General features: G+C 59.1%; 20 protein-coding genes. 8 read left to right on the top strand and 12 right to left on the bottom strand.

Going from position 1 to position 17,715, the window contains the following annotated elements; translation table 11 throughout:
• Nucleotides 1–11: 11 nt before the first annotated feature.
• Nucleotides 12–206 (bottom strand): hypothetical protein, encoded by a 195-nt coding sequence (locus K1X75_12010; protein ID MBX7058781.1) that lies wholly within the window; start codon nucleotides 204–206, stop codon nucleotides 12–14.
• 179 nt (nucleotides 207–385) lie between these two features.
• On the opposite strand from K1X75_12010, the gene K1X75_12005 reads away from it, so the two are divergent.
• Genes K1X75_12005 through K1X75_11990 form a run of 4 tightly spaced genes read left to right on the top strand, consistent with a single transcriptional unit; the run spans nucleotide 386 to nucleotide 3,285 of the window.
• Nucleotides 386–829: a transcriptional repressor gene (locus tag K1X75_12005; protein MBX7058780.1), complete on the top strand. Its 444-nt coding sequence runs from the start codon at nucleotides 386–388 to the stop codon at nucleotides 827–829.
• Entirely contained in the window at nucleotides 819–1,730 is a 912-nt protein-coding gene (locus K1X75_12000; protein ID MBX7058779.1) for a zinc ABC transporter substrate-binding protein, read from the top strand. Before K1X75_12005 ends, K1X75_12000 begins: the two co-directional genes overlap by 11 nt.
• A complete protein-coding gene (locus K1X75_11995) occupies nucleotides 1,730–2,479 on the top strand; it encodes an ABC transporter ATP-binding protein (protein ID MBX7058778.1) in 750 nt (249 codons plus the stop codon). The genes K1X75_12000 and K1X75_11995 overlap by 1 nt, the downstream gene beginning before the upstream one ends.
• Complete coding sequence (locus K1X75_11990) at nucleotides 2,479–3,285, top strand: metal ABC transporter permease (GenBank protein MBX7058777.1); 807 nt, start codon at nucleotides 2,479–2,481, stop codon at nucleotides 3,283–3,285. The genes K1X75_11995 and K1X75_11990 overlap by 1 nt, the downstream gene beginning before the upstream one ends.
• Here the strand turns inward: K1X75_11990 and K1X75_11985 are convergent.
• From K1X75_11985 to K1X75_11945, 9 genes are all read right to left on the bottom strand, one after another.
• A complete protein-coding gene (locus K1X75_11985; protein ID MBX7058776.1) occupies nucleotides 3,221–3,595 on the bottom strand; it encodes a hypothetical protein in 375 nt (124 codons plus the stop codon). The genes K1X75_11990 and K1X75_11985 overlap by 65 nt on opposite strands.
• A 37-nt stretch (nucleotides 3,596–3,632) precedes the next feature.
• Entirely contained in the window at nucleotides 3,633–5,546 is a 1,914-nt protein-coding gene (mnmC, locus tag K1X75_11980) for an FAD-dependent 5-carboxymethylaminomethyl-2-thiouridine(34) oxidoreductase MnmC (GenBank protein ID MBX7058775.1), read from the bottom strand.
• A 69-nt stretch (nucleotides 5,547–5,615) separates the two neighbouring features.
• Entirely contained in the window at nucleotides 5,616–6,044 is a 429-nt protein-coding gene (locus K1X75_11975) for a thioesterase family protein (GenBank protein MBX7058774.1), read from the bottom strand.
• Nucleotides 6,045–6,123: 79 nt separating this feature from the next.
• Nucleotides 6,124–7,566, bottom strand: coding sequence for an ATP-binding protein (locus tag K1X75_11970; protein MBX7058773.1), 1,443 nt, complete (start codon nucleotides 7,564–7,566; stop codon nucleotides 6,124–6,126).
• Nucleotides 7,563–8,195 (bottom strand): GyrI-like domain-containing protein, encoded by a 633-nt coding sequence (locus tag K1X75_11965; protein MBX7058772.1) that lies wholly within the window; start codon nucleotides 8,193–8,195, stop codon nucleotides 7,563–7,565. The genes K1X75_11970 and K1X75_11965 overlap by 4 nt, the downstream gene beginning before the upstream one ends.
• Before the next feature lie 68 nt (nucleotides 8,196–8,263).
• The gene (locus tag K1X75_11960) at nucleotides 8,264–8,503 is read right to left on the bottom strand and encodes a hypothetical protein (protein ID MBX7058771.1); all 240 of its coding nucleotides are present in this window, start codon (nucleotides 8,501–8,503) and stop codon (nucleotides 8,264–8,266) included.
• Between the two features lie 83 nt (nucleotides 8,504–8,586).
• Nucleotides 8,587–9,519, bottom strand: a complete 933-nt coding sequence (locus K1X75_11955; GenBank protein MBX7058770.1) for a paraslipin — start codon at nucleotides 9,517–9,519, stop codon at nucleotides 8,587–8,589.
• Between the two features lie 21 nt (nucleotides 9,520–9,540).
• Nucleotides 9,541–10,458 (bottom strand): paraslipin, encoded by a 918-nt coding sequence (locus K1X75_11950; protein MBX7058769.1) that lies wholly within the window; start codon nucleotides 10,456–10,458, stop codon nucleotides 9,541–9,543.
• Between the two features lie 115 nt (nucleotides 10,459–10,573).
• Nucleotides 10,574–11,101 (bottom strand): NfeD family protein, encoded by a 528-nt coding sequence (locus K1X75_11945; protein MBX7058768.1) that lies wholly within the window; start codon nucleotides 11,099–11,101, stop codon nucleotides 10,574–10,576.
• Between the two features lie 182 nt (nucleotides 11,102–11,283).
• Here K1X75_11945 and K1X75_11940 point away from each other — a divergent pair, with 182 nt between their 5' ends.
• Together K1X75_11940 and K1X75_11935 are read left to right on the top strand one after the other, a co-directional pair.
• Entirely contained in the window at nucleotides 11,284–12,288 is a 1,005-nt protein-coding gene (locus tag K1X75_11940) for a hypothetical protein (protein ID MBX7058767.1), read from the top strand.
• Nucleotides 12,289–12,345: 57 nt separating this feature from the next.
• Nucleotides 12,346–14,670 (top strand): isochorismatase family protein, encoded by a 2,325-nt coding sequence (locus K1X75_11935; GenBank protein MBX7058766.1) that lies wholly within the window; start codon nucleotides 12,346–12,348, stop codon nucleotides 14,668–14,670.
• A 20-nt stretch (nucleotides 14,671–14,690) separates the two neighbouring features.
• On the opposite strand, the gene K1X75_11930 is transcribed toward K1X75_11935, so the two are convergent.
• Both K1X75_11930 and K1X75_11925 read right to left on the bottom strand, forming a co-directional pair.
• Complete coding sequence (locus K1X75_11930; GenBank protein MBX7058765.1) at nucleotides 14,691–15,875, bottom strand: hypothetical protein; 1,185 nt, start codon at nucleotides 15,873–15,875, stop codon at nucleotides 14,691–14,693.
• 3 nt (nucleotides 15,876–15,878) lie between these two features.
• Nucleotides 15,879–16,634, bottom strand: coding sequence for an OmpA family protein (locus K1X75_11925; GenBank protein MBX7058764.1), 756 nt, complete (start codon nucleotides 16,632–16,634; stop codon nucleotides 15,879–15,881).
• A gap of 151 nt (nucleotides 16,635–16,785) precedes the next feature.
• On the opposite strand from K1X75_11925, the gene K1X75_11920 reads away from it, so the two are divergent.
• Together K1X75_11920 and K1X75_11915 are read left to right on the top strand one after the other, a co-directional pair.
• Nucleotides 16,786–17,166 carry a nuclear transport factor 2 family protein gene (locus tag K1X75_11920; protein MBX7058763.1) on the top strand — a complete coding sequence of 127 codons (381 nt, stop codon included), beginning with the start codon at nucleotides 16,786–16,788 and terminating at the stop codon, nucleotides 17,164–17,166.
• Nucleotides 17,167–17,262: 96 nt separating this feature from the next.
• Nucleotides 17,263–17,715 (top strand): hypothetical protein (locus K1X75_11915; protein MBX7058762.1); only part of this gene is annotated, 453 nt, incomplete at its 3' end.

Raw genomic sequence — 17,715 nt, 5'->3', positions numbered from 1 at the left:
ACCAGAAAGCCCTAAAAGCGCAGCCCCGGAGGAATGCAAATGACCAGCCCGGACTGGTTCTGGCATTGCGCCTGACTGAGCAGGTACGCCCCCAGCAGCAGCAGGAGCGAGGTATTGTCATCCTCCTCCTTTTGAAAGAGGCTACAGGCCCCAAAACTGAGCAGAGCGGCCAGCACGGCGACGACCAGGTTGCGCAGGAATCTCATGACGCTTTCTAGTAGGCCAGAAGCGGTCGCTCGCAACCAAAAAAATGCCATCCGAAGCGGCAATTGGGACCGCATCCGACCGGTCTTCCCGGCGCTCGGGCCCGGCCGCGGCGATGCGACTAATGTCAGACAGGAATTTTCGGATTTACAGTGCAAGCCTGCGGCGCTGGTCTTTCCGGGTGAAGCCTGCCGACGAAACGGTGACGCTGCTGAAGCGCGAGGGGCTGCGTGTAACGCCGCAGCGTACCGATATCTTGCGCCAGCTAGCGGGCAAGAAGGGGCGCGTTTCGGTGCAGCAGGTTTTCAAGCAGATCCAGCAAAAGCATCCCGGCATCAGTCTTGATACGGTCTATCGCACCCTGAGCACCTTTGCCAATCTGGGTATCGTTTCGCAGGTCAATCTACAAAGCGGCGACCTGCTCTACGAATACCAGGGCGGGGCCGCACGCCACCACCACCATGCCGTCTGCCTCTCCTGCGGCAGCACCTTCTGTCTGGACGAGTGTCCGCTTCCGGAGAGTTATTTCCAGACGCTGGCGCGAAAGAAGTTTCGTGTGCGCAGCCATGCCTTCGAGGTCTATGGCTACTGCTCTCGATGCGAACAAGGCGTCGATGATACCTGAGAGACTTGCTGGCGGCGGCCGCCATTGCGCTCTGCGCCAAACATTCATCTTGCTCTGCCTTATCCTGGCCGGCGCCTGCCAGGCGCCCGAACAGGACAGCCGGCCGCTGGTTGCGGCCAGCATTGCACCCCTGCAGTTTTTTGTAGATCAGCTTGCCGGCCAAAGCTTGCGAACGATTGCTCTGGTTCCGGCAGGCAGCGATGCCCATGTCTTTGAGCCGCGGCCCGAGCAGCTGCGCTTGCTGAGCGAAGCGCATTTGCTGGTGGAGAGCGGGATGGAATTTGAGGCGGCCTGGCGTCCGCGCTTTCTGGCAGCTAACCCCTCGCTGCAGATTATTTCGCCGGCCAGTCGCTTTGCCGACCTGCGCTACATCCACATCCATCGCAGCGGATCCTCGAATCCTGTTGCCCAGCGGCACGATAGCCCGGATCCGCACTACTGGCAGTCGCCAGCGCGCGCCGCCGCCCTGCTGGACTATTTGCGCGATGAACTTTGCCAGCGTTTCCCTGAGCGTTGCTCGAATTTTCGAGCGCATGCTGAGTCCTTTCGTCCGCAGATCGCGGCCCTGGATGCCGAATGCCGCAGACGCACGCAGGCCCTGGCCGTGCGAAGCTTTGTCAGCTATCACCCATCATGGAATTACTTTGCAAAGGACTATCATCTGGAAATGATTGCACTGGAACACGGCGGGCAGGAGCCCGGTCCGGCGCAAACTGCCGCCGCCGTGGAACACGCCCGCAGTCGCGGCGTGCGCGTCGTGCTGATTGAACCAGAGCTCAGCGATCGCAGTGCGGCCATGTTTGCACGCGAGATTGATGCGCCGCTGCGTCGCGTAGCTCCGCTTGCCTATGATTGGCCCGCTGCCATTCGCTCCTTTCTGGACGCTTTGGAGGGGCGTTGATGGCCGTTGCCCTTGAAATTGAGAATATTTCTGTACGCCTCGGCGGCCGCGATGTTCTGCAAGGCGCCTCCTTGCGCGTCGAAGAGCGCGACTTCATCGCCTTGATCGGGCCAAACGGCGGCGGCAAGACAACGCTGCTGCGCGCGATCCTCGGCCTGGCGCCCTTGAGCCAGGGCGCCATCCGCATCTTCGGAGCGCCGCCGCAGCGCGGTCGTACCAGCATTGGCTACTTGCCGCAGCACTTTCGCTTTGACGCGGATTTCCCGATTACGGCCCTCGATGTGACGCTCAGCGGACGATTGAGCTCTGTGCATCCCTTTGGCCGCTACAGCGCCGAAGATCGCGCTGCGGCGCGCGAAGCGCTGGCCGAGGTGCATCTGGAGGGAATGGAAGAGCGGCGCCTGGATCAACTGTCCGGAGGTCAATTGCAGCGCGTCTTTGTGGCCCGCGCGCTGGCATCGGCGCCGCGCATCCTGCTGCTCGATGAGCCGGCGGCGCACCTCGATCCGCACGTTAGCGGCAGCCTCTATGAATTGTTGCAAAAACTCAATGAACGCCTGACGGTCGTGATGACCACGCACGATGTGGGCGCAGTCTCATCCTACGTCAAGACGGTGGGATGTGTAAACGGCGCCTTGCACTACCATGGATCGCATCAATTGACTCATGAGATGCTGCACGCCGCGTATGCCGGGGCCGGACCCACGGACATGCTCGATCACGGATTGCACAGCCGGAGCCTGCATTGATGGATTCCATTTTGCACTACGATTTTATGCAGAATGCGCTGCTGGCGGCGGCATTGGTCAGCATTGCTACAGGAGTCATGGGGGCCTTTGTGGTGGTCAACCGTATGGTTTTCATCAGCGGCGCCGTGGCCCATGCCGCCTATGGCGGAGTGGGCATGGCCGCCTACTTTGGCTGGAACGTAACGCTGGGGGCCTTTCTTTTTAGCGGAGTCTCGGCAACGGCGATGGGCGTGGTGCAGCGTCTGGCACGCGAGCGCGCCGACACAATCATTGGCGCGCTCTGGGCCATCGGCATGGCAATCGGCATTGTCTTTATCGATCTCAGTCCGGGCTACCGCTCCGATTTGATGAGCTACTTGTTTGGCAGCATCCTGACCGTTAGCCGCAGTGCGCTGCTGTGGATGGCCGGGCTTGATCTTTTGCTGCTGGCGGTGGTGCGCGCATTCTACCGGGAATTGACCGCGCTTTCCTTTGATCGAGAGTTTGCCGAAATTCGCAATATTCCAGCGACCGCGCTGGAACTGCTGTTGCTGGCGCTGGCCGCCATCGCTGTGGTGCTGGTCATGCAGGCGGTAGGCCTGATTCTGGTCATCGCCTTGTTGAGTATCCCGGCGGCCATCGCCGGTCGATTTGTGCGACGCCTTTCGGCAATGATGGTCCTGGCCTCGCTGCTTGGCTTTCTTTTTACATTGATCGGTCTCGTATTGGCCTATGCCTTCAACCTGACCAGCGGCGCGGCAATCATTCTGACGGCCGGCGTCGCCTATCTCTTGAGTTTGCTCTGGCCGCGTCGCGTCCTGGCTTGAGGCCGCCCTCTTTATCCAGTCGTTCCAGCATTTCCGCTGTCACATCGATGCCGCCGCGCAGGTTGATCCACAAACATTGTACTGTGTAAAGCGGCCCCCAGGGAAGCCCCCACCAGCCGGCCAGCAGAGTATAGAGCGAGAAGCGCAGCGCCGGTCGCCACGCTCGTTCGCCCGGTGCGACGTAAATGACAGGCGACGAACGCCGAACCGTCGCTACCAGGAAGCTTACGCAGTAGCGAAAACACAGGAAGCGCCCGCCGTTGCGGATATCGCTTAGTAGCTGATCTGCGCCGATACTTTCAACTTCCACTATTGTCTGGCCTCCCTGTGGCTTTGCTGTAACGACTTCAGAAATTGGATGATTGCTTTCCGACGTTGAAACGAAGCGGGTCCATGCGCCGAAGGATGCTCCATTCCAGCGGCGGCGCCTCGCCGCAAACCAGAGCGGCCAGCGCCGCCGCCGCCAGTTGCGCGCCGGCGATACCGCGCGATCCAAAGGCCAACGATGCATAGAGTCCGGACGCGCCCAGGGCGCCGACCAGCGGCCGATGATCGCGACTGACACAGCGAAAGCCGACGCGCGCCGGCAGTTGAACAGGATCTGCAACGGACAGCGTCGCGGCGAACTCCGGAAATCGCTGCTGCGCCTTGCGCCACAGGTAGTCGCTGCTTTCCGCTTGCGGAGTCGGCAAATCGTTCCATCGTTCAAAGGTGGCGCCAATGGTGTGCTGGCCAGCCACAGCCGGAGTTACGTAGCCATCATAGCAAATGGGAAGGCGCAGATTTTGCGAACGAGTGCTGGCGTCTGCCAGCAACGCCTGACCGCGCAGCCGGTGCAGAGGCAGGCGGGCCAGCAACTCAAACTGCAAGGCGCCGTCCGAGCAGGCAAAAAAGACCTGGGGCCCCGACGCCAGTACAGCGCCCTCGCGATCCAGCAGATTCCAATCGCCCGCGGCGCCCTGCAGTCGGTCGACTGGTTGACCGCCGCGAAATTCAATATCGCCTTGCTGTATTTGCAGCTGGCAGAGTTTTGCAGCAGAAAGCAACAGGGATTGGGGAAGGTAGACTGCGTTGCAGGGAGCGCCAAAGCCGCTAAGCTCGCGCAATTCTTTTTCATCGATCATACGACCGGAGGCCTCTGTCAACCCGTGCGCAAGCAACGCTCTTCGCCAGCGCTGCTCCAATACTTCGTTCCAGCAAAGCAACGCCGCGCCGGCGTTGGCGTCCGCTGCCGCGCTTTGCAGGGCGTAGCGCTGGCGACGGCGCAGATACCGCAACGCAGCCAGGGAAAGCAAACTTTCTGCAGTCGGCAGCGCGCTCAAATGCGGCATGGCAATGCCGGCGGCGGCGCCGGAAGCCCCGCCAGCCGGCAGCAAATGTTGATCAAGAATTGTGCAGACGATCCGACGTTCGGCAAGTTCTGCTGCCAGTGCACAGCCAGCCAGACCGCCGCCCAGAATCAAAGCCCTGCCGGGCGACGCCGCCCGCCGACTCCACAAAGCTGCTCCCGGCGCTGGCCGATAGCGGCCGCTCAACATCTCACGCTTGCGTCCAAAGCCAGTCTGCTTCTCTACCACAAATCCAGATGCGCTCAGGTCGCGTCGAACCTGAGCGGCCGCGCTGAAGGTGCTCAGCGCTGCTTCGGCTCGGCTCCTCGAAGCCATCTGCGCAAACAGCTCTGCTTTCCACATCGCCGGATTACGCGCCGGCGCAAAACCATCGAGGTACCACAGATCGACTGCGGCGCCATTCCAGCATTCGGGCGGCGCCATTTCGCGCAGCCAGTCGGCGGCGTCTCCCAGATACAGGAGCAATCGAATGCGGCCATCCAGCAGCGGCAAAACATGCAAGCCAGGTTCCGCTTCCGGATACAGTTCCAGCAATTCTTCGGCCAGCGCAAGCAGCGCGGGCCGGCGCGTAAGCGGCCGCAATGCTCGCCTGAGATCATCAAGCGTCAACGGACGCAACTCGCAGCTCTGATAGATCAGTCTTTGTGGCGCTGCACTTCTCTGGATGAAGCGCTCTGCACTCAGCAAGAAATTCAGCCCCACGCCAAAACCAAGCTCGCCAATGTGCAAGACCTGAGGCGCCTGCGCCAATATGCCATTCAGATCGCAAGCATTGAGGAAAACATGTTCGCTCTCGGCAATCGCGTCTTCAGGCTGAAAGTAGATGTCGCCATACTCCTCCGAGATTGGACAATCGCCGCGCCATTCCAGGCTGGCTGTTTGAATGCGCGCGATGGGCGCTTGTTGCGACACGCGGACAGAGTTGGAGGGCGAGAAGCGGCGGCAAGCCACTTAGGCAGCGACGGGGTGCGCGCGGCCCGCTCAGGGCGGCGGGAATGCCTTCCGGAAAATTTCCGGAGCGGCGATGGCGGAGCGTGCACGATAATCGAAAAAAATCAATCCGGTCGTCGCCCGCGCTATTTCCTCGGAGCTTGCTGATCGTTCCATCCGGTAGACCAATTCGCAGCCGCGTTCCCAGAAATCGCGGGCGGCAATGAAAATGCGCAACAAATCGCCAAAAAAGGACTCCGCCAGATACTGGACGCTTAAGTACTGCATGATGATGCCGGCGCCGGCAATGTCCAGTTCGGCAAATCCTGCGTCGCGAAACATGCGCGCCCGCGCCTCATGGAGCAGGCTGACCAGACGATCATGGCCCAGGTGGCCGCCAAGGTTCACGTCGCCGACGCGCACCTCCAGCTCAGTCTGAAAATGCCAGTCGACCGGCAGCTCGATTTGCACGCGGGGCATAGTCGACGAGGGATGGCCGGCCCGGCGCCGCGGCAAGCGCTTCCTTTCCGGCCGCGGAGTCGCCGATGCAGGGCCGCAGTCAGAAGCGACGCGTGGCGATCACGCGATTGCCGCGGTCATTGTAGCGCAGCCGGTCAAAGGCTGCGCGGGCGATTGCCAGACCGCGTCCGTGTTGCAGATGTCCGCTTTCCATGTCGGCCTCGGTGCGCCTTTGCATGGCGCGATGGTCAAAGCCGGCGCCCTGATCGGTAATTCGAAAAAAAATGCGACGTGAATTGATGGAATGTTCCACGATGACGCGCCGGTCGCGATAGGCTTCCTCTTGCTGGCGCTCGGCAACAAATTTCATGTACTGGCCATCGTGCATCATCTTCGATTTGGCGGCGTAGTCGATTTCCAGATTGCCGTGTTCAATTGCGTTGATCAGCAATTCGCGCAATCCCAGACGAAGCATGGTCAGGGCATCGGCGTCCATATACGCCGCTGCATTGCGCGTGGCGCGGTCGCTGATCTGGTCGGCCAAAATAAGATAGTTTGTAAGTATGTATCGTTGTCGTTCGGAATGGAAATAGCGAATCAGCATGTCGTCGACGTGCAGAGAAGCGCGTCCGTAAATCATGTGGTTCGCTTCGAAGTCAACTGGCTCCAGGCGCATAACCATCTCGGCGGCCTCGCCCAGTCGCGTATGCAGCCGAATTGTAAAATTTGCCGGGTTGGGGCGTCGTTTCATCGACTGCAAGGTTTGTTCGAGAAGCATGCGGTCTACGCCGCCGCGCTCTGGGCTGACCAGATCGAGCAAAGTTTTTCCAATCCAATCTGCAACGCGATGGCCAAGGGTATTGGTAAAAGCCCGATTCAACGATAGGAAACGAAACTCTTCGTCGAGGGCGAAGATGATATCGGCGCCGCCCTCCACCAGCAGCCGGTAACGTTGCGTCGCACGTTCGCGCTCCTGGCGATGGGCCTGGCTTTCTTCGTCCAGCAGCTGCTGGTTGCGCATCATCAAATCGCGAATGGTGTGGGCGACCAGAAAGCAGGCAATCAACAACAGGAGGGCGACGGCGCTCAGCAGCCAGAGCGGCAGCGGCGGCCCAGCATAGAAGCTGCGCCAGGGTTGCCAGAAACTGGAACTGACGCTGGCCGCAAAGAACGCCGCTGGCGAAAGAAAGGCCGCCAGCATGCCATAACGAAAGGCGGAAGAAAGCGAACTCAGAGCGGTGATCACCATGTAAAGGAGCACCGCAAAGTGGCCCGGGGGGCCCATCAGGAACACGAATACGGAAATGAATGTGAGATCGACGGCGAGCGGCGCCAGTCCCGTCCAGAAACTGCGTTCTTCAACAATCCAGCCTCGTTGCACAGCCAGGTGCCAGAGCAGGGAAAAGATCAGGTGTGCAACGACAAAGTAGATCACCGAGGGCAAGCCGGCGTAGGCGGCGACGCCGCCCAGCAGCAAGCTCAGCAGGATTCGCGCGAGGTTGACCGGGCGAAAGGGCGAGGACTGTGCTTCTGCTGGATTCAAGGCTGCGGACGCGGGCAAGTAATCGGATAGCGCAAAATAGTTTGATATTCTTCAGGATCTCCCTTGAATATCATCCCCGGACCCTTGAGATATTCCTCTTCATGCAATCCGGAGACCCTACACCCCTTCTTTCGAATAAACTCCATCAGCTTGGCGACGGAGGCAGGTTCGCGATCGTAGGGACCGATGTGTAAAATCTCCGCGACAAGACCATACTGCCAGGTTTCCAGGCGCACCGGCGGTTCGCTGGCGGCAGCCTCAGGCGGCAGCGATTCAATATGATTCGATACCGGCACAGCGAAGAGGCCGGTCCATTCTTCGGGCGGCGTCTCCAGACTGACAGGCCAGCGTGCGCGCGGCGAGCTCTCTTCTTTTTTCAGATTGTGATCAGGTTCATCCAGAGAGTAGCGAAGCTTGTAAAGAACTCCAAACGCACGGCCGACCGTTTGCGCCGGCGCGCCGCGCAGCTCTGCTACCAGCATGCGCATCGGCGGTTTGTGAGTAAGACGCGGCCTGCGCAAGGCCTGGAATTGTGAAAGGTCGGGGCCGCAATGAAGCGCAGACCACAAAAGCGCAGCGCTCACTGCGGCCAGCGCCGTTTGCCGCCGCCAGCCTTGCCACGGATTCATGGACGCAGAACAAGGCCGGACGTTTCGGTTGCAAGGCAATTTGGAAACTGCAGTCCTCGTCTGAGCGCTTATTTTCCGCCCTGCAAGCGGCGGCGAATGCGCGCCTCGCTCTCTTTCAAAAGGCTTGATTCAGGCTGCTTGGTCCGAGCGCGCAGAACATAGTGCAGCGCGTCTTCAAAGCGGCCCAAACCGTAAGCAGCGCTGGCGGCAATGGAGAGCAAGGCAACATGCTCAGGTTTCAACTTGAGATAAGCCTGCGCCCTTTGCAGCGCTTGCACATAGTTTCGCTCTTGCAAGAGCTGACGCAAGGCCGCAATTGCGCCTGGCGCGGAGTCCGCGGCAAGGGCCCTTGCCCCCTGCGCTGTGGACTCCGTTGTGAGCGAGGCCGGGATCAGTTTTTTTTTGGGCCAATTCGCTGAATGCCATCAAGGACATCATCCATATTGGAGAGGTCCATCGGAAGGATGACCTGATTTTCCTTGCGCGCCAGGCCGCCCAGCTTCCGCAAATACTCTTCGGAAAGGCTCAACTGCATGGCCTCCACGCCGCCCGCCGCATTCAGCGATTCGGCAATTTTGCGGATGCCTGCGGCAGTAGCGTTGGCTACGGCCCTGATCTCGGAAGCCTTGCCCTCGGCTTCATTGATCATTTTCATCTTCTGGCCTTCGGAACGGTTGATCAACTCTTGCTTCAAACCTTCCGAGCGGTTGATCACCGAGGTCATCTGGCCTTCGGAGATGGCAATTTTGGCTCTCTTTTCGCGTTCCGCAGTCATCTGCTTTTCCATCGAGTGCAGGACTTCTTTGGAAGGTGTGATGTTCTGGATCTCGTAGCGCTTGATGTCGACGCCCCAATCGGCAGCCGCTTGATCTACGACGGCAACAATCTTGGCATTCAATTGCGAGCGTTCCTCGAAGGTCTTGTCCAGGTCCAGCTCGCCAAATGCGGCGCGCATCGTTGTCTGAGCCAGCTGAATGACGGCATAGCGATAATCAGTGATATTGTAGGCCGCTTTGTATGATTCCATTACCTTCATGTAGATGATGCCATCTACCTTGACCTGCACGTTGTCGCGCGTAATGCAAACCTGCGCCGGCACGTCGATGGCCTCTTCCTTCAAGGTGACAACATAGCGCACCAGATCGAGAAAGGGAATCAGGGCATGGAAGCCAGCCCCCAGCGTCTTGTGGTATTTGCCAAGACGCTCCACTATGTATTCCTCTTGCGCCGGAACGATGCGGATCGCCCGCACAAATTTGAACGCGACGTAGATAGTCAGTAAGATGTAAAAGATGTATGCGCCAACGTTTAAGATATCGCCCATGATTGCTTACTCCTTTGGCCCTCAGTCCTGCTTCTTGATTCCAGCCATGGTCTTGGAGACGCCCTCGAAGACGCCCTGAATATTGGCCACGGAAAGCGGTACGACGGTCGTGCGCGACTGCTCCACAACTTCGCCAAATTTGCGGATAAACTCCTGTGCAATACGCAGCTGTACCGCTTCGCGACCGCCTGCCGCGTTGATCGATTGGGCAACAGTGCGCAGCGCCTCGGCCGTCGCATCGGCTACCAGCTCGATCTCCTTGGCGCGGCCTTCGGCTTCATTGATCCGTTTCTGCTTTTCGCCTTCGGAGACGTTGATTTCTTCCTGTTTTTCGCCTTGCGATTGATTGATCAGTGCGGCGCGTTCGCCTTCGGATTGCAGAATGTCGGCGCGCTTTTCACGTTCGGCCTTCATCTGCTGCTCCATGGAGTTCAGAATCGATGGCGGCGGAACGATGTTTTTGATTTCATAACGCGTAACTTTGATTCCCCAGTGTTCGCTGGCGTGGTCTACTGCTTTGACCACTGCATCATTGATCTTTTCCCGTTCTTTGAATGTCATGTCGAGGTCCAGCTTGCCGATCTCGGAACGCATGCTGGTCTGAGCCAGCTGCATGGCGGCGAAGCCGTAGTCCTGAATTCCGTAGGAGGCGCGTTCCGGATCCAGGACGCGTAAGTAAAGAATGCCATCCACTTCCACCTGGACGTTGTCGCGAGTGATACAGATCTGCGCTGCCACATCAGCAACCTGCTCTTTGAGCGTGTGACGATAGGCGACGCGGTCAATGACTGGCACCAGAAAGTGAAAACCAGGCCCAAGAACGCCGCTGAACTTGCCAAGCCGCTCCTTGATGAAGGCCGCCTGATTGGGCACCACGCGGAAGGTGCGACGGATAAAGATGATCAACAGGATCAAGATCAATGCGCTCAAAAAAGGCATGAATCCCTCCGAACTCGGGAAGTCTCCGTCCCGAGGGGCGCGGAGCAGGCCGGCAGGATGCAGGCCCGAGGCTGCTGGCAGCAACTAAAAAAGATGCGCTCCGATCTTTCGGCGTTCAGGCGTTTTGGGATGGGCTGCGTTGCTCAGAACTCGTTTGTGGCGGCGTTTCGTCGCTTGCTTCGACAACCAGCCATAGATTGTCGCGTCTCAGAATTCGCGCCTGCTCGCCGCGTCGCAGCAGATCTTTCTCGCTGCGGGCATTCCAGCTGGCGCCCTGAAAGCGCACGCGTCCTTCGCTTTCGCCTGGCGCAATATCTTCCAGGACTTCCACCAGGCGGCCGGCAATTTCGTCATTCTCAGCCCGGCTATCGTCGCGTTCCAGCGCTGGAAACCAGCGTGTAACTCTGGCGCGGAGAATCAAGATCAAGACCAGCGAAGAGAATACCCAGAATACAAACTGCGACGTAAGGCTGTTCAGGGCGCCCAGATAGGTGAAGCCTCCGGTCAATAGCGCGCCCAGTCCCAGAAATACACAGATCGCCCCGGGTACGAAAAATTCAGCGATGACCAGGGCGATGCCGGCGCTGGCCCAGACGACGGCGCTGAGCGTGCTGTTGTTGACGAGACTGCTGAGCGATTCCAAAATTTAGCCCCGGCATGCAAGGGTTCGGCGGCGGCGCCGGGGCGGCCAGCTTTTCCTGGCGCTTGCCAGGCCCGCGCGGCGCCACGTGGTTCATTTTTTTTGCAAAGTTTTCGGCAAAGGGAGATGAAAGAATTTTGTATGTTTCGCCGCTCTTGCATCGTCGTACTGTGCGGAGGCCCAGATTGAAGTGCTGGAAAGATCGTATCTGCCGCGGCGCCGCTATCCTCCTTGGCTCTCTGCTATGGCTGGGTTGCAATGGTTCCGCGGTGGTGCTGGCCGACGATGGCATGAGTGACCTGAAGATTAGCGAGCGTCTGGTGCATCCGACGGCAGCCGACCAGGGCGTTAGCAATTGGGACCTTCCGCATCTGGTATTGCGAGCCGAGGACCGCCCGCAGATTGGCGCGCTCTTGCTCTTTTTTCCTGGCACGCTGGCCGCTCCCGACGATTATCGAAACCTCCTGTCCGAAGCCGCCGCACGCGGCTATCATGTCATATCCTTGAGCTATCCAAACGAATTGCGCTTGAGCGCCGGCTGTAATGCTGGCTCGGATCCCGACTGTCACGGTCGGGCGCGAGAAGAAATCCTCTTTGGCCGCGACGTTTCGCCGCTGATCGAGGTCCGGCAGCCGGATTCTATCCTGCAGCGAACACAAGCGCTCCTGCACTACCTTGCGGCCCAGGATCCGGAGGCTGGCTGGTCTGAGTTTCTTGACGACGAGGGCGCAGTGGACTGGCGCCGCGTTGCCGTATCCGGCTACTCGCAAGGCGCCGGTCACGCCGCCTACCTGGCCAAGCACTTTCGCGTTATGCGCGTCGGGATGTATTCGGGTCCGGCCGACGTAACTGTCAGCGGCCGGCCGGCGAGCTGGCTCTCGATGCCCTCCGCTACGCCGCCGGAGCTCTATGCCGGATTCACCCACAAGCGTGATGAGGTGCTCTACTACTGGTCCGTGCTGCGCAACTGGCGCAAGCTTGGCCTTTCCGACGACGGACCTGCTGTTGATGTCGATCACAGCGCCTTTCCGTTTTCGGGACGGCGACAGCTGTTCAGCGATCGCGATCCGGGCAATGAGCGCGCCTACGTATTCCATGGTGCAACAGTTCGCGACAGTGATACGCCGCGAGACGAACGCGGCGCGCCGCTCTACCGCGGCATCTGGCGCTATGTTAGCCTGCCGCACTAGCTTGCACATCGGCGTTTTCGCTTGCCCGCGCTGGCCTCGGCGCCCAGGTCTTATGGCATGCCCTCGCTATTGATTACGCAATGCCTCCAGAATGATTTCGTCAAACCCATCGGGCGCTTCGATGCGCTGCCCAATCAGCTTCATGTTGGCTACGATGAAGCGATGCGCCTGCTCGGCGAGCGCGTCGAGGAGGGAGCGGTACAGAGCGTAATCGACTGGGCCTACCAGACCCCGGCCGATCAGTTGGCCCTGATTCACATTCGCGATTGGCATGACCCTGACGCGCCGGCACAACGGGAGCATCTGCAGCAGTTTGGCCAGCATTGTTTGCGGAACACTGAAGGCGCAGACTTTGTATTTCGCTCCGCGATGCGCAACGATCGTGCGCACCACATCATTGATGCCAGCGGATTGAACGACTTCATTGATACCGACCTCGATGAGGTCTTGAAAAACTATAACGGACGTCGACGGGTCGGGCTGATGGGCGTCTGGACCGAAGCCAAAATTACCTTTTTGGCTTACGATCTGGCCACTCGTTATCCAGATTATGAGATTGGTCTTTGCAGTGCGCTTTGCGCCTCCTCCTCGCGTTCCATGCATTTTGTGGCGCTGGAACAATTGCGCAGCATTCTTGGCCTGCAGCTCTTTCCCTCAGTGGCCGCGTTTACAGAATGGCTGGCCGGGACGGCGCCAGCGTTGCAGCGCCGGAGTTCCAGCGCTCGGCTTGACGTTTCCCGACTCGAGTTTGAAAACGGCGATGGCGTCGCGTCGGCAGACCAGCAAATTCTGCTCTACCTGTTCCGAGAAAGCGCGGGGGCGCAGTTGCGTCGACTGGACGGCGGATTTTCTGGAAATGTTGTGCTGAAAGCGCGAGCCACCGATCGCTTTGGTCACAAGCAGGCGCCCTACGTTATCAAGATCGGCGCGCGCGATCCCATCGCCGGGGAGCGGACGGCCTTCGAACGAGTGCAGGAAGTGCTGGGCAACAGCGCCCCGTCGATCGTCGACTTTGCGGAGCTGGAAGATCGCGGCGCAATCAAGTACCGTTACGCTGGCATGCTGGATGGCGATGTGCGCACCCTGCAAAAGCTGTATAGCGACACGAATGAAGATCTGCCGGTCTTTGAAGTTTTCGATACCGTCTTCTTGCGACAGTTGGGGCGATTCTACGATGCGCGCAGCCGTGAAAGCTTAAACTTGCTTCAATATTACGATTTTTCGGAGCGCTATGCCCCTGGCGTGCGACGTCGCGTCGAAGCGCTACTTGGCGAGCCGGCCAGCAGCGAGGAACTGGAGATTCTGCCTGGCCTGCAGGCGCCGAATGTCTGCCTGTTCTATGAGCGCGACTTGCCGGAACTCAAGGAATCTTATGCCGCTCCGCATTTTACATCGTACTTGCATGGCGATTTGAACGGCGCTAACATCCTGGTCGATGCCTCTCAAAATGTCTGGCTGATTGACTTCTTTCACACCCATCGCGGCCACATCCTGAAGGATTTGATCAAACTGGAGAACGATCTGCTCTATATTTTTACGCCCCTGGACGGACCGGATGCATTGCGCGCTGGCGTGGATGTGGTTCATGCCCTGCTGGACACAGAGGATCTTGGCGCGCCGCCTGACCCCGCTCTCGACCAGCGTTTTAAGCTTCCGCAACTGCGCCGGGCCTACCGCATGGCAGCCCGGCTGCGATCCTACTACCCGGCGCTGATTGAAGCGGACCGCGATCCCTATCAGCTTTTTGTCGGCGTAGTTCGCTATGCCATGCACACGCTCTCCTTTGACGAATGCAATGAGTGGCAGAAGAAACTGGCGCTCTACGCTGGCTGCATCGCCGCAGCTCGTCTTCGCGATTCGCTGCGCTTTGCACGGGCATTGCGCATCGACGAGATTCCGTTGCCGGCGCCGGCCGGCGCGCCGCCGGGACGGCTGGGTCTGACCTTGCTGCCGGGGCGCAAGGATCGCATGCGCAATTTGCAGCTGGATCTGGCCGCCGTCCTTCAGGCCGGATACAGCGACGTTCTCTGCCTGTTGACGGAGGATGAATTTGAGCGATATGGAGTCCTGGAACTCAAGGAGGCCTATGCCCGGGCCGGAATTGCGGTCCGCTACTTTCCCATTCCGGATCAAGGCGCGCCGCGGCGCGATGCGCTGCTGATCGAACTGGATGAGCTTGATCGGAAGCTGCGCGCCGGTCGATCGGCGCTGGTGCATTGCGTTGGAGGCGTTGGCCGCAGCGGTCTGGTAGCGGCAAGCTACCTTTTGGTGAAGGGCGGTTTGCAGGCGGAAGCGGCGATTGAATGCGTTCGAAATTCACGATCGCGTCGCGCCGTTGAGAATCGCCTGCAGGAAGATTTTGTGCGATCGCTGGCGCAATAACAGCGCTTTGATCAAACTTTTCAAAGAAAGCCGAGCACGCCAAATCGCATGTAGTACTCAAGCGTCGTAATCTTAAAGGAGGCTGAAGTTTCGCCAATGCCAATAAAGGTTGGCGTCTTGGATGCAAACTGACCGCCGGTGGAAAGCGAGGCGCCAAAGTAGCTGGAATAGGTGCGGGTCATGTCTTCCTTCAACACTCCCAACGTAAAGGTGTAGATGCAGGAGAAACGAATGGTACCCTCCAGGGTATGGCGGACGCCAGAATCTTTGAAATCGGCCACGGCAAAGGGAAAGATCGGCAGCAGCGTCAGTCCGGAGGAGTTCGAGTACTGGCTGAGCGTCTGAAAGCCGGACATACTGAAGGCGCCGGAGCGGCGGTAGAGCGGGGCAAGTCGGTAGCTGACTCCAAGCCAGTCAAAAATCTGGTAACGTGCGGCCAATCCAATCAGCCACCCGCGCATATCGTAGCGCGCCGGAGTAACAGCGGCGTTTGATGCAGTGATCGTAGAAGGCGGCGTGGCGCTACTGCGCGTTCCGGTATAGGAGCCCAGGGTCAAATCATTGTTTTCGGTAAATCTTTCGTAGGCGATGAAACCGCCCAGTTTCAATCCGGGCGTCAGCAGCGGATAGAGATACGCGAAGTCAATGGCGCTGCGTCGTTCTTCATAGCGCACCAGGCGAAGGCCCTCATAGATGGATGGCTGCAGTGCGGTATTGCCTGGAACCAGAAAGTTGACCCGGCTGGCTGATTCGCGCGGCGTGGTGTAGTCGACCCAGCGCCATTGCAGGCCGACAAAAAATCGATCGGCATAGGCGTATTCCGCACTGGTAGCAGCAGTCAGCATGTGCAGCGGCGTGCTCTCATTCAGAATGGGAATGCTGAAGGGATAGTTGGAGTCGATGCCGGTCTGGACGGCGCTGTTCAGCAGCCAGGCGTTAGGAGTCTCATTGAGGATGCCCGCGCGTATGGCGGCGCGGCCCAGACCAAGCTGCAGCCAGATGCGATGCAGCTCGCGCCGACGGTTGCCGCCCGGCGTTGGAACGCCGCCTCCAGCTTCCGCCGGCTTTTGTTCCGCAGGCTTTTCTCCTGCCTGTTGTGATCCTGGGGGAGTTGCGCCCGGTTCCGGTCCGGTCTGCGCTGCCAGCTCGCCCAGGACGGTGATGCTAAGTAGAACGAAAAATAGAAGCCGCGCAATCTTGCTCACAATCTATTCCATTACCACTCGGATCTCAACACGACGATTGCGAGGCTCGGCGCGATTGGTCTGTACGATGCGCTGTGTGTCAGCGTAACCGCGTACCTCGAGAATTCGCGAGGCGGAGATCCCATGCTCGCGCACCATTTCATCACGCACCGCCTGCGCCCGCTGCTGGCTCAATCGAAAATTAAGCGGCCGGCCGCCGGTCGAATCGGTATGGCCGCCAAAGCGCAACTTCGAATTGGGAAAATTGGCCAGCGCCTCCGCCATCTTGGCAATAACCAGTCGAGCGTGCGGCGTTAGCGCGGAGGATCCATGCGCAAAGGAAACGTCGCCATCGATCGACAGAATCAACTCTCGGGGCGGTTGGCCGCCGCGTTCAATCGTCACGCCTTCGCCGCGGTATCCGGTCGGAATGCGATGCATATCGACGCCCGCGTCTTCCAGCGAGTCGCGGGTCTCTTCCAGAGTCTTTTCCAGATACTCCGACTGCTCATCGGTGATTGGCTTCTGCTCCTCTGGTTTGGGCGGATTGTTTGCCGTCTGGCTGAGTGTAGCCAGTTCTTCGGTCTTTTGCGGTTCACACTGTGTGCAGACGGAGGGGAAGGCCACCTCTTCTTCGTAGTGCGGGCAGCCCTGCATGTACTGCAAAGCGGTCTGTCCGGCGTTTTCTACCGTCGCGCAACCTGCCGCGACGCTTGCCGCGCCCAATACGAGGCCTGCAACGCAATGGAACAATGGCTTTTTCATCCCTGGAAGATTCATGCTGAGTGACGGGCAAAGGATGGCCGCCCAGGGCGCCAGGCGAGCAAAAAAGTGCGGAACTTGATTAGCGGAGCGTTAGCAAGCATAGGACCGCTCTATGCGGAATCGTGCTTTGCAAATCATCACACAGTCCGCCGGTTGTTTGGGGACTATGCTGCAACCCGAACAGGCTCTGGCTTTTGCTCGACGATGGATTGAATGCTGGAACTCCGGCGACATCGACCGTATTTCGCAGTGCTATGCGGAAGATTGCGAGTTTTCTTCGCCGCTGATTGTGGAACGTTTGAAGCTGGCCAGCGGCCGGCTTCGCGGGCGCCAGGCCTTGCGCGAATACTGGATGCCGGGTCTTGGCCTTCAGCCGTCGCTACATTTTGTGTTGCTGGATGTGCTGGTCGGAATCGACAGCATCACGGTCTACTATCGCAGCGTAGGGCGGCGCGTCGTTGCTGAGACCATGAAACTAGATCTCGACGGACGGATATCGGCGGCTGCTGTACATTGGTCAGCGGAAAAACCTAACCCGACCGGATAAGACGGCTTGCCGGAAATCGTAGAATGAGGCCAAAACCAGTAGAAACTTAAACTAAGAATTGATTGTCAGAACTGCAGGATATTTAAATTTCGTGGAATGCGGGCATGGATTCCGGCGTTGACGGTTGTGATTTTGCTCCCGATGGCCATTGGGTCTTTGCGGGCCGAGAGTCCTTCAAGCCGGCGCAGCAATTCTTCGGGCTTCCATTCTCGCCGCTGGTCGCTGGAGGCAAGCTGGGGCCGATCAACCGTCGATGGGGAGGCCATTACGTTTCTGGCCCCCTACCGCAGCTATTTCTATGACTTCCTGGCCTTGCGTTCTGGAAATCGACAGAAGGTAGAGTTGGCAGCTCTGCGCAGCGTTTTCTATCAGCGCCCGAAGGCGTGGAACAGCGGCGGGGATGCGCAGGCCGAGGTGGCTCTGGGAAAACATCACAGCATCCTCTTTGGCTTTGTTACGGGTGATCTTTATATCGAAAATGCACAGACCGGCTGGCTTCCGCGCGACCGGGAACCAGCGGCCTTCGCCGGCTGGTTGGTCTCTTACCTG

Source organism: Leptospirales bacterium, assembly GCA_019694655.1.
Taxonomy (GTDB): Bacteria; Spirochaetota; Leptospiria; order Leptospirales; family Leptonemataceae; genus SSF53.
The sequence above is the reverse complement of the archived record's forward strand: the minus strand, read 5'-3'. Positions and strand labels throughout refer to the sequence as shown.